The organism is Rudaea sp., from assembly GCF_036383415.1.
Classification (GTDB): domain Bacteria; phylum Pseudomonadota; class Gammaproteobacteria; order Xanthomonadales; family Rhodanobacteraceae; genus Rudaea.
On the sequence record NZ_DASVOK010000179.1, the window covers coordinates 1 to 12,106 of the forward strand.

Here is a 12,106-nt window from a genome sequence, read left to right on the forward strand (position 1 = left end):
GTACGCGCATCGCCGAACACCTCGTCGCCTTTCACCAGGGAATCGTCATGGACGGCGCTCCCGCACTGCTTCCTCTGACCGCATAGCCGATGAACCCGCACGCCACTCTTGCCTCGCCCGCCGTGGGCGGGGCTCCGATCCATCCCGAATCCGCAAACGATGTTGCCGCGCGCCTGCGCGCCTGGCTGCTGCACGGCCCGGCGCAATTACGCGCCGGCGATCAGGCCGGCGGCGTCGCCGGCACGATCGGCGCCGACGGCAAGCCGCTCTACGTCTACGCCGAAATCACCGGCTACTACCTGAGCTGGCTCGCCGACATTGCCGGCGGCGACGACGATGCCCTGGTGCGTGCATGCGCGCAGCAGGCACTCGACTGGGCGACACGCCATTTCTCCACGCCGGGCCAGATGCCGTCGACGCGCATCCATCTCACCGCGAGCGAGCCCGACTGGCGCAACGATGCCACGTTCTTCTTCGACCTCGCCATGTTGTTGCGCGGCATCGACGCGGCTGTCGAGGCCGGCATCGTCGAGTCCGCCGATGCACTGCGCCGCGCCTTGCACGAACACCTGCTGCAGTTCGTGCACGACGGCGCGTTGTTGCCCGCAATCCAGCTGCGCGGCACGCAGCCGCTGCCGCCGCGCTGGTCGACGCTTGGCGGTCCGTTCCAGGTCAAAGCGTCCTCGCGTGTCGCCTGGAGCGCACGCCACACCGCGCTGCCCGACGCGCTCGCACGCGCCTGCACTAACGAAAGCGAACGCTGGGCGATGCAGGCGGCCGACATCGATCTGGGCATGCTGCATCCGACACTGTATTTCGCCGAAGGCCTGCTGCTCTCGCGCCCCGATCGCGCCGACGCGGTCGCGCAGCTGCTGCGTCGTTGTCTCGCCACTACCCGCGCCGACGGCGCGCTGCCCGAAGCGGCCAGCGAAGCGGACGGCAAGGTGCGCAACGACATCCTCGCGCAAGCCTTGCGCGTCGGCCTGCTGCTGTGCGAACTCGATGCGGCTCAGGCGCCAGGCGAAGTCGAGCTGGACGGCCTCGCAGCCACCCTTATGTCACGCGTGACAGCCCGCGACTCGCTGCCGTTCAACGCCGACGCCGCGGCGCAGGCCAACGTTTGGGGCACGATGTTCGCCGAGCAGGCGCTGCGCTGGTACGCAAACCGCGCAGGCGGCACGCGACCGACCGCGGCGGCACTCGTTTGAACACGATCATGAGCGAGGCGCCCCGCCGTATTTCGCCGCTGGCGCGCGCGCTGTTCCTGCTGCGCTTCCTGCCGCTGTACGCCGCGATGGTCGTGGCCGACTGGCTCGCGCCGAAACTGCCGCTGCGTTGGCCGCAACCGCGACGTGAACGCAACACCGCACAAGGCGTCAGCGTGATCGTGGCCGAGCGCGGCACACCCAGCACGCTCGCGATCACGCTCGATGCGCTTGCCGCCGCATGCGCGAAACTCGGCGAGCCCGTGCAAGTCATCGTCGTCGTCAACGGCGCCAATCCGGTGGCATACGCCGACCTGCGTCAACGCCATGCCGACTTCGAATGGGAGTTCCACGAAAAACCGCTTGGCTATGACGGTGCGATCGCCGCTGGCCTCGCCAAGGCGCGGCATCCGTGGACCTACCTGCTCAACAGCGACATGCGCCTCGCTGCTGATGCGCTCACCGAACTGTTGCCTTATCGCCAGCCGCAGGTGTTCGCCGTCACCTCGCAGATTTTCTTCGAAGACGCGAGCCGGCGGCGCGAAGAAACCGGCTGGTCGGACTTTTATCCGCATCACGACAAGCCCATCGTCTACGAGCGCACACCCGAGCCGGGCACACTTGCGCGCGGCAACCTCTATCCGGGTGGCGGCTCCTCGTTGTGCCGCACCGACCAGTTGCGCCGCTATGTCGCCGATGCGCACGAGTACCACCCGTTCTATTGGGAAGACGCCGACTTTGGCGTGCGCGCCTGGAACGAAGGCTGGGAAGTGCTGTTCTGCCCGACCTCGCATTGCTGGCACGGACATCGTGGCACGGTGAACCGCTTCTACGCGCAGGACGAAATCGAACGCGTAATCGCGCGCAACGCGCAGTGGTTCGACATGCGCCACGCGTGGACGCAGGTGTCGCCGATCGAACACATCCGCCGCATCGCTGCACGTGCACCGGAACATTGGCGCGAATTTGCCGGCGTCGCGCGCGCGCGGCGCACGTTCCGCCTGCGTCTCGCGGCACGGCGCATGCGCCTCAAGGGCCTGCGCTACGAGAGGATCACCCAGGACAGCTTCCACGGCCCGATGCCGAGCTACGCCGAGCGGCCGCGCGTGCTGCTGGTGACGCCGTTCGCCCTGTTCCCGCCAGCGCACGGCGGCGCGCGACGCATCGCCGAACTCGTCACCCGGCTCGCCGACCGCGTCGACTTCATCCTGCTGAGCGACGAGCGCTCGTTGTACTCGCTCGCCTCCGAGCCCTGGCTCAAGCTTGTGCGTGCAACGCACCTTATCGAAGGCCGCGGCGACCGTGTGGGCGAGGCACCGCTGACGCTGGTCGAACGCATGCAGCGCCATGCCTGGCCGGAAATGCGCCGCAAGCTCGAGCACATGATCGCGCTGTATGCCCCCGACGTCGTGCAGGTCGAATTCATGGAACTCGCGCTGCTCGCCGATCGACGTGAAGACCATGCGCGCTGGCTGCTCGCATTGCACGACGTCTATCTCAACGGCGACGGTGGCGACAACGATGCCGCGCAGATCATCGCGCTGCAACGATTCGACGCGGTTAGCGCCTGCTCGAACGAAGACATCGCCTTGCTGCCGAATGCGAACGCGCATCTGATCGGCAACGGTGCAATCGACCGACGCGCAGACACCACGCCGTCACCGCAGACGCCGCCGCGGCTGCTGTTCATGGGCCCGTTCCGCTACACGCAAAACCGCGAGGGCATCCTCGCCTTCCTCGACCAGGCCTGGCCGGCGCTGAAACGACAATTCCCCGATCTGCGCCTGACCATTCTCGGTGGCGTCGAATCCAGAGCGATCGCGGAGAACGAGCCGCGCCTAACCCAGGGCGGCGTCGATCTCGTTTCGGCCTTCGTCGATCCGACGTGCTACCTGGCTGAGTGCACTCTGAGCATCAACCCGCAATACGACATCCGCGGTTCGTCGATCAAACTGATCGAGTCGCTGCTCGCCCGCCGCGTCTGCGTGAGCACGGCCGCGGGTGCGCGCGGCTTCGCACGCGAAGGATTGCAAGGCCTCGTCACCGCCGACGACATCGCCGGCATGGTCGCACCGATCACCCGGCTGCTCGCCGACGCCGAATATCGGCACCGCATCGAGAATGCCGACGACACCAAGCTCGACACGCACACCTGGGACGCGGTCGCCGTGCAGCAGCTCGCGCTGTATCGCAGTCTTCAAAGCGAACCACGCGTATGACCTGGTCCTATGACGCGATCGCCGATGTTTATGCAACCGACATGGGCCAGAGCATGCCGTTCGATGACGTCGGCTGGTACCGCGCGCTGTGCCTGCGCGAAGGCGGCCGCGCACTCGAACTCGGTTGCGGCACGGGTCGCATCCTGATCGAACTGCTGCGCGCCGATGTCGACGCAGTCGGCGCGGACCGCTCGTTGCCGATGCTGGCGCGCCTGCGCCGCGATGCGGAAAAGTACACTCTGTCGCCAAACGTCCTGCAGATGGACATCGCCGTACCGGCGGTGTGTGCGAGGTTCCGCGTCGTGCTGCTGCCATATTCGCTGATCACCTACCTGCGTGATCCGAGAATTGCGGAACAATGCGTGCGCACGCTCGCCGCGCTGCTCGAACCGGGCGGCTGCCTCGTGCTCGATGCATTCGTGCCGCAGCCTGTGACCAGCTTCGCCGATTTCCGCCGCGATTACCGGCGCGAACACGAAGGCGGCTTCCTCGAACGCCACAAGCGCATCACCGCGAACGCTGACGGCACCAATCACATCGAGCGCCGCTACACCGTGCTTGACGGCAACGACGAGGTGATATCGGAATTCGTGACGGACGAGACGATACGTCCCTACGCCGCGAACGACCTTTCCCATTTTGCTCAGTCAGCCAGCCTCGTCATCGAGTCTGTCGTCCATGACTACGACGCAAGCACAGACACATCCTCCCGCTTCGCCACGCTGACCGCGAGAAAACCTGCGTAGCTGCCTATGCTCGCGAAAACCACCCACTCGCGAGCATAGGCAACGTCTGCTAGTGACCGTGATGAGTCTTCGTGCTCATCGTCGCGGCGGTGGAGGTGGAACTGCCGCCGCCTGTCCCAAGCACGGAGTTCGACGCGGCACTGCCGTGCGAACCGTTCACGGCGTTGATGGCATGACTGTTCGCGTGGGCAGGGCCCTGCGATTTGGAACGCGCCACATCGCGGACCTGGGGGCCGACCTTGCCGCCGCTCAGTTTGGCGTCGTGTGCTGCGTCCGATACCGCTGCGCCGTGCGTATTCGGATTGGTCACGTGTCCCATGCTCATCGATAAGTGCTCGAGACCCATGCCGTGACCGCCGCCGAAGCCGCCACCACCGTGACCGCCCGCAGCAAACGCCGGCAAGGCAAACGCTGCACCGAAAGCGAGGAAAAGAAGAGATTTGCGCATGAGAGTGCTCCCTAGCAAAGTTGGGCAATGCGGACTCCCTGACGCGGGATCGACCCTACGCCTCGCTGCCTGTCTCTTCTCTGAACTTCTTCACACTGTCATGCTTGGCTCGGCCGCCTCGCAATCGCGGACATAGCGATCTCGCCTGTCGCGAGGCGCGTGAGCGTCAGGCCATTTGCGCCATCTGCGGTTGGACGGTAGCTGCCCCTCTGCGCGTTGCCATGTTCCAGCCATTACGCATGCAGGTGGCACGCACCTTCTCGAGTTCGCCCAAGATTGAATCCGGCGATGGCATCGCTGGAAGGTCAGTTACGTCGACAAGGCCGCGGCTCTCGCAACGTTGTCGCAACCAATCGAACAGTCGTTGTTGGTGCTCATCCAGTCTCGCGTGCGGACTGGGTTTACTGCGATCGAGCTTGCAGTCGAGCACACCGCGCAGTCCATCTGCATTGAATGCAGACAGCCCTCCGACGCCGAGTTCATTCAATCCGCTGCATATGCGCCGATATTCCGATTCACCATCGCGAAGCATCCGCGCGTACGAAACGAACAAGACCCGCTTGCCGGCGAGGGCGAAAAGCGCGCTCTGCATGTACTTCTGCCAGAGCGCCAGGAGAAAATCTGTCGTGAACGAATTTGGAAAAGCCGCCATCAACGAGGCCGCGACCTTGCGCGGGTCGCGGACAACGACGACATGCGCCGGCGCCTCGACGAACTCGTTCCACACCGGCAGCACCAGGCAAAGCCGCGGGTCCTTGATCACGAGCGTCGAACCCGCATGCGCCATCCTGCCGACGATTCCACGCAAACCGGCAGCAAGAGCGTGCCGCCTTTCCTCATCGATGTGCTCGATCGCGAAATTCGCTACCGTCGCCCAAGCGAATCCGCTGCTCTGAAGAAAGCGATCGTGCTCAGCGACAATGTCGGCACGTTCCCAAAACCCGGCTGGGTTGATGCTCGGATCGGGAGGCACCAGTTCCTGGTCGTCGCCGAGGAACGCACCCATCAAATTGATCGTGTGCGCCAATACCGAAGTTCCGGAGCGATGCATGCCGACGACGAAAATGACCTTCGGCTCTGACAACGAGGGTTCGCGTGCTGAGAGAAGGTCCGTCATTCTGCGCTCGGGGGTACGAAAAAATCGGCGATCACCGCGCTTCGTAATCCAGAGCTATCGCGAACGATGGCTGGATTCCCCCCTTTGAATGAGCGCTGGCAACTTGTTCAAGGGGAATAGTATTGTTCGGTTGACAAGGAATCGCGAAAATTTGGTGAAATTGGTGTAAAGCTTTGTTAGCGTCCGATCGCTGCGACGCGACGTCTCAATCCCTACGCTGCGCTTGATCGAGAATGGGACAACCGCCACACTTCGCGGCTAATTTCTGCGCTCCTGACAGAGCGCGAAGAATAGACCGGCAAGTTATCTCTGCACTCCTCCATGAGCGCGAAGAACAAACCGGCATCCCTGCCGGACTTTTCAACAAGAGCAGACAATTCAGGCAAGCATGAGCAGCAGATACAACGCAGCGGACATTGAAGTCCTTTCCGGCCTCGACCCGGTCAAGCGCCGGCCGGGCATGTACACCGACACCTCGCGGCCGAACCATCTGGCGCAGGAAGTCATCGACAACTCGGTAGACGAAGCGGTCAACGGCCATGCGACGACGATCGAAGTGACTGTGCACACGGACGGCTCGGTCGAAGTCGCCGACGATGGCCGCGGCATGCCGGTCGACATCCATCCGGACGAAGGCCGGCCCGGCGTCGAGGTGATCCTGACCAAGCTGCATGCGGGCGGCAAGTTCTCCGGCAAGAACTACAAGTTCTCCGGCGGCCTGCACGGCGTCGGCGTGTCGGTGGTCAATGCGCTCTCGCAGCGCGTCGAAGTCGCGATCCGCCGCGACGGCCAGGTCTACCGCATGAATTTCAAGGACGGCGATCGCGCGAGCAATCTCTCCGTCGTCGGTGCCGTGGCCAAGAAGCAGACCGGCACGACGTTGCGTTTCTGGCCCGATCCGAAATATTTCGACTCGCCGAAGATCAGCCTGCCCAAGCTCAAGCACGTGCTACGCGCGAAAGCGGTGCTCTGCGCCGGACTCACCGTGCGCTTCAGCGACGAGGCCAGCGGCGAGAAGGATGAGTGGCGCTACGAGGACGGCCTCGCCGACTATCTCAAGTCGATGCTCGGCGCGAACGACTATCTGCCGCCCGAGCTTTACCAGGTCTCGCTCAAGCGCGACAAGCACGAAGTGGATTTCGCCCTTGCCTGGCTGCCCGAAGGCGAGCTCACGCAGGAAAGCTACGTCAACCTGATCCCGACCGCGCAGGGCGGCACCCACGTCAATGGCTTGCGCACGGGCCTCACCGACGCGCTGCGCGAGTTCTGCGACATCCGCAACCTGCTGCCACGCGGCGTCAAGCTCGCGCCCGAGGACGTGTGGGACCGGCTCTGCTTCGTGCTCTCGCTGAAGATGGAGGAGCCGCAGTTCTCCGGCCAGACCAAGGAGCGCCTGTCCTCGCGCGACGCCGCCGGCTACGTCGAGAACGCCGCGCACGACGGCTTCTCGTTGTATCTCAACCAACACACCGACATCGGCGAGAAGATTGCCCAGCTCGCGATTGAACGTGCAGCGCTGCGGCTCAAGGCCGAAAAGCAGATCGTGCGCAAGAAGATCACGCAGGGCCCCGCCCTCCCCGGCAAGCTCGCCGACTGCGCGTCGAGCGACCTGTCGCGCACCGAACTGTTCCTCGTCGAAGGCGACTCCGCCGGCGGCAGCGCCAAGCAGGCGCGCGACAAGGATTTCCAGGCGATCCTGCCGCTGCGCGGCAAGATTCTCAACACCTGGGAAGTCGAGTCGGGACAAGTGCTGTCGTCACAGGAAGTGCACGATCTCGCGGTCGCGATCGGCTGCGATCCGGGCAAGGACGACATCTCCGGCCTGCGCTACGGCAAGGTAGTCATCCTCGCCGACGCCGACTCCGACGGCCTGCATATCGCGACGCTGCTGTCCGCGCTGTTCGTCAAGCACTTCCCAAAGCTCGTGCGCGAGGGCCACGCCTTCGTCGCGATGCCGCCGCTGTTCCGCGTCGACGTCGGCAAGCAGGTGTTCTATTGCCTCGACGAGGCTGAGCGCGACGCGATGGTGGAAAAAATCCAGCGCGAGAAAATCAAAGGCGCAGTCAACGTCACCCGCTTCAAGGGCCTCGGCGAAATGAATCCCGCGCAATTGCGCGAATCGACGATCGATCCCGACACGCGCCGCCTCGTCCAGCTCACTGTCGGCCTCGCCGCGGACGGCAGCGCGATCGAGGGCGACGACGGCACAGCCAAAGTCATGGACATGCTGCTGGCGAAGAAGCGTGCGGCGGATCGGAAGGAGTGGCTCGAAACTAAGGGCGATTTGGCGTCGTTGGAGGTTTGAATGAAACGCGCGTTGCTGCTCATCTGAGAAAAAGCACGGAAAGTGGGTTGTTGAGAAACGCGAAACATTCGGTGTTGGTTGAGCCCGTAAGCTGGGCTGACAAGCCCAACGCCTCCGCGACAGTCCTGGCTGGGTTTCACAACCCAGCCGGCGATGACGCAGCAATCGCTTACTAAAGATCCGCCCCGCTGAACGCGTGCCAGCTGCCGTCGCGGAAAGTGTACCCGTCGACGAAGTGGACTTCTTTTGGCTTTCCTTCCTTGTCGGTCGAGCGCAGGATTGAATGCGCGGTCGCCGCATCGCCGTGGATGACCACGATCGTCTCGAGTTTCGGCACCTCGCGCGTCATGTCGGTCAGCTGCGCGACGCGATCGACGACCTCCTTCTTTGAACGGACCTTGCCGGATCGGCTTGAGGTGCGGTAGTCCGGCTCGAGCAGGCATTCGAGGAATTTCGGATTGCCGCGATATTCGGCTTCGAGCCAGCCCTGTTCGATGCGCCGTATCGTGTCCTCGTCTTTTTTCTGCTGCGCTGTCTGCATGGCGCCACAGTCAGATTCGACCGCGAGCGCCGGCGTGCCGGCGAGGCCGAGCAGGCTGACTGCGATGGCAAGGCGATAGCGCGAGGCGGGTAATGCTGAATTCATACGACGTTTCTCCTTCAAAGCCGGGACAGGTAAACAAATCATGAGTAGCATTCATAGGAATTCGCGACTCATCGAAACAACGAGGCAAATCTAAGCCCACGTCGCCAGGGAAACAAACGATCTTTATTGCATCAAACCTTGAGTGAAATTCATCGAAATGGATGCCAAGCTTCCCCCGTTGAATGCCCTGCGCACATTCGAGGCCGCCGCACGCCAGCGCAATTTCTCGCGCGCAGCCGAGGAGATTCATTTGACGCCGAGCGCGGTCAGTCACCAGGTCAAGGCGCTGGAGCGGTTCCTGGGCGTGCGCCTGTTCATGCGCAACGGGCGCAAGCAAATGTCGCTCACGCGCGAAGGTGCGTTGTTGTTCGAGCGCACGGCGAGCGCGATGAACCTGCTGCGCGAAGCCGCCGAACTGCTGCGCCAGGGTACTCGCAACCGATTGACGATCAGCGTGCTGCCGTCGTTCGCTGCACGCTGGTTACTGCCGCGAATCGGCCGCTTCGTCGATCGCCATCCCGGTCTGGATCTCAGCGTGCGCTCGACCACCACGCATGCGGATTTCGTGCGCGACGACGTCGATCTCGCGATCCGTTTCGGCGCCGGCCACTGGCCCAATCAGCATGCGGAATTATTGATGCACGACATCCTGTTTCCGGTGTGCAGCCCGCGCCTGTTGCGCGGCAAGGCGCCCCGGGATGCGGGCGATCTCGCGCGCTGGCCATGGCTGGAGAGCGATCCCGAAGGCTGGGAGCGTTGGTTCGCCGCTGCGAGCACGGAATTGCCGCATACCAAGCGCCGACTCGACTTCGGCGATGCGAGCATGGCGCTGCAGGCCGCGATCGACGGCAGCGGCATCGCGATGACCCGGCGCAGCCTCGCCGAACGCGAACTCACCAGTGGCAGCATCGTACGTTTGTTGCCGAAGATCGGCGCTGCCTCGCAGTATTCCTACTACATCGTTCACCCTGTCCAGGCCACGCCCAGCGCGAACGCCGCCGCGTTCCGCGATTGGCTGAAGACTCAGGTCGAGGACGCAAAGCCGCTACAGGACTCACGTCGCGGCGCCTGATCTAGCCGCCCTTCGATATCACTCACCGTAGCCGGTCTTGGCACGCCATTCGCTCAAGGAAGCTTCAACCAATTTGCGAATCAGCACCTGCGTCGGTCCGGCGAGCTCGTCGCGATATTCGAACGAATCCTCGTCCATGTAGTTGAGCTGCGCAAGTTCGAGCTGCACGGCCTGCACGCCGTGGGCGGGATCGGCGTAGTGGCGCGTGATGTAGCCGCCCTTGAAGCGGCCATTGACGACGAAAGTATACTTTTCCTGGTTCGCCAGCACCGTTTCGAGGCGATGCTGCAAATCCGGCGAACAACTCGCGCCGCCCGCGGTACCAAGGTTGAAGTCCGGCAGTTGCCCGTCGAACAGGAACGGCACGACGGCGCGGATCGAATGTCCTTCCCAGAGCACGACGCGGCCATGCGCGGCGCAGATTCGCGCGATCTCCGCGGCGAGCGCGGCGTGATACGGCCGCCAGTAACGTTCGACGCGCTGCGCGACTTCCTCGGGCGACGGCTCCTGCCCCGGCAGGTACACCGGCTCGCCGGAAAACCGCACGATCGGGCACAACCCGGTCGTGTTCTGTCCCGGATACAGCGAAACATCGTCGGGCGGCCGGTTGAGATCGACAACGTAGCGCGAGTATTTCGGTACGAGCACCGACGCGCCGAGCTCGCGCGCGAACGCGTACAGGCGCGAGACATGCCAGTCCGTATCGGGCACGCGTTTCGCTTCGGGCACGAGGCGCGCAGCGATGTCATCGGGCAATGCGGTGCCGTCGTGTGGCAGCGAGATCAGCAGCGGCGCGGTGCCGCGATGCAGAGTGTACGTATCCATGGCATTCCGTGTGTCAGAGACCGAAGCGCGCCGGCGAGAACGCCGCCGCATCGAGCGTGGTTTCACCGCCGGCGAACAACTGCGCGACAAGTTCGCCGGTCGCCGCCGACATGGTCACACCGAGCATGCTGTGGCCGGTCGCCAGCATCAGGTTTTTCCACTTCGCCGCGCGGCCGATGATCGGCAGATCGTCCCAGGTCATCGGCCGCCAGCCATACCATTCCTCGACGATGGCAGGGCCTTCCGCTTCGACGAGGTATTCCGCCGCGCCGCGTCGGATCGCCTCGAGGCGCGTGCGATTGAGCGAGGTGTCGTAGCCGGCAAATTCCATCGTGCTGCCGAGGCGATAGCCCGAACCCCAGATCGACACGCAGATGCTGCTTTCCTTCAGCGTCAGCGGAATGCGCGGCGCGCGCGCAGGTCGCGTGTAGGTGATCGAATAGCCCTTGCCCGGCTGGATCGGAATGCGCAGATCGAGCTGCCGGCCGAGTTTCGGCGACCATGCGCCGAGTGCAAAAACGATGTCGTCGGCGCGGTATTCGCCGCGATCGGTGACGACGCCATCGATGCGGTCTCGACCTTGTCGAAATCCGGTGATCGCCGTCGATTCGTGGATTTCCGCACCGAGCGCGCGCACCACGCGCGCCAGTTCCGCCGCGTAGCGATCCGGGCGCAGGCGCGTGTCACCGGGATTCCAGTAGCCGCCGACGATGCTGTCGTTGAGCATCGGCTCCAGTTCGCGGCAACGCGCGCCGTCGACGCGCTGCATGACGATGCCGCACGCCGCCAGCGTGTCGGGCAGATGGCTTGCTTCGTCAAACGCGGCTTGCTCGCGATGCACGTAGATCGTGCCGCTTTCCTCGTACTCGCAGGCCAATGTTTCGCTGCGCACGAGTTCGCCGAGCAGGTCGCGCGAACGCAGCAGCAGCGGGCCCTTCGCGCGCGCAAGGCGGTTGTAATCGTCCCAGTTGCAGTGCCGTGCGAATTGCAGCATCCACTCGAACAACTCGAAATCGAGCCGCGGCGCGACGCGGAACGGCGCATCGGGCGTCAGCATCCACTTGAGTGCCTTGGCGATCATGCCCGGCTGCGACAGCGGCGGCGCGTGGCTCGGCGTGATCGTGCCGCAGTTGCCGTGCGAGGAGCCGCTGGCCAGCGTGTTCTGCTCGAGGATGGTCACGCCGCGGCCGGCCTTGAGCAGGTAGTAGGCGCAGGCGAGGCCGATGATGCCGCCGCCGAGGATCAGGATGTCGTGCTTGCGAGGTTGCGATTCCATGCGGCAATTCTAGCTTCGCTTTGCCGTCATTCCCGCGAAAGCGGGAATCCATTTTGATTTTGCTTTGTCGGATAACACCAAAGAAGAAACTGGATTCCCGCTTTCGCGGGAATGACGAGCAGGGAATTCACCTCGACTCGGCCTTCCAGCCTTCCCAACCCGGCCCGCGCACGAACACGCCGGGCTTTGCGCCCGTGTGCTCGCCGTCCTTGAGCACCTGCACGCCGTTGACGAACACATCGCGCAT

Annotated in this window: 10 protein-coding genes; 5 read left to right on the top strand and 5 right to left on the bottom strand. The window is 64.0% G+C overall.

Annotated features, from left to right (window positions below; translation table 11 throughout):
* Window positions 1-89 precede the first annotated feature (89 nt).
* From VF497_RS07045 to VF497_RS07055, 3 genes are read left to right on the top strand one after another with little or no spacing between them, the layout of a single operon-like run.
* A complete protein-coding gene (locus tag VF497_RS07045) occupies window positions 90-1,208 on the top strand; it encodes a hypothetical protein (RefSeq protein ID WP_330887080.1) in 1,119 nt (372 codons plus the stop codon).
* Window positions 1,209-1,216: 8 nt separating this feature from the next.
* A complete protein-coding gene (locus tag VF497_RS07050) occupies window positions 1,217-3,424 on the top strand; it encodes a glycosyltransferase (protein ID WP_330887082.1) in 2,208 nt (735 codons plus the stop codon).
* Window positions 3,421-4,170, top strand: coding sequence for a class I SAM-dependent methyltransferase (locus VF497_RS07055; protein ID WP_330887084.1), 750 nt, complete (start codon window positions 3,421-3,423; stop codon window positions 4,168-4,170). The genes VF497_RS07050 and VF497_RS07055 overlap by 4 nt, the downstream gene beginning before the upstream one ends.
* 49 nt (window positions 4,171-4,219) lie before the next feature.
* Here VF497_RS07055 and VF497_RS07060 read toward each other — a convergent pair whose 3' ends face one another.
* Complete coding sequence (locus tag VF497_RS07060; protein WP_330887086.1) at window positions 4,220-4,618, bottom strand: hypothetical protein; 399 nt, start codon at window positions 4,616-4,618, stop codon at window positions 4,220-4,222.
* Window positions 4,619-4,784: 166 nt separating this feature from the next.
* The gene (locus VF497_RS07065) at window positions 4,785-5,735 is read right to left on the bottom strand and encodes a sulfotransferase family protein (protein WP_330887088.1); all 951 of its coding nucleotides are present in this window, start codon (window positions 5,733-5,735) and stop codon (window positions 4,785-4,787) included.
* A gap of 388 nt (window positions 5,736-6,123) precedes the next feature.
* On the opposite strand from VF497_RS07065, the gene parE reads away from it, so the two are divergent.
* Window positions 6,124-8,040, top strand: coding sequence for a DNA topoisomerase IV subunit B (parE, locus tag VF497_RS07070; protein WP_330887090.1), 1,917 nt, complete (start codon window positions 6,124-6,126; stop codon window positions 8,038-8,040).
* Between the two features lie 172 nt (window positions 8,041-8,212).
* Here the strand turns inward: parE and VF497_RS07075 are convergent, their stop codons facing one another.
* Complete coding sequence (locus tag VF497_RS07075; protein WP_330887092.1) at window positions 8,213-8,686, bottom strand: nuclear transport factor 2 family protein; 474 nt, start codon at window positions 8,684-8,686, stop codon at window positions 8,213-8,215.
* 142 nt (window positions 8,687-8,828) lie between these two features.
* Here VF497_RS07075 and gcvA point away from each other — a divergent pair, with 142 nt between their 5' ends.
* Window positions 8,829-9,758: a transcriptional regulator GcvA gene (gene gcvA / locus VF497_RS07080; protein ID WP_330887094.1), complete on the top strand. Its 930-nt coding sequence runs from the start codon at window positions 8,829-8,831 to the stop codon at window positions 9,756-9,758.
* Between the two features lie 18 nt (window positions 9,759-9,776).
* Here the strand turns inward: gcvA and hutG are convergent, their stop codons facing one another.
* Window positions 9,777-10,583 (bottom strand): N-formylglutamate deformylase, encoded by an 807-nt coding sequence (gene hutG / locus VF497_RS07085; protein ID WP_330887096.1) that lies wholly within the window; start codon window positions 10,581-10,583, stop codon window positions 9,777-9,779.
* 13 nt (window positions 10,584-10,596) lie between these two features.
* Window positions 10,597-11,859, bottom strand: a complete 1,263-nt coding sequence (locus tag VF497_RS07090; RefSeq protein WP_330887098.1) for an NAD(P)/FAD-dependent oxidoreductase — start codon at window positions 11,857-11,859, stop codon at window positions 10,597-10,599.
* Between the last annotated feature and the right edge of the window lie 247 nt (window positions 11,860-12,106).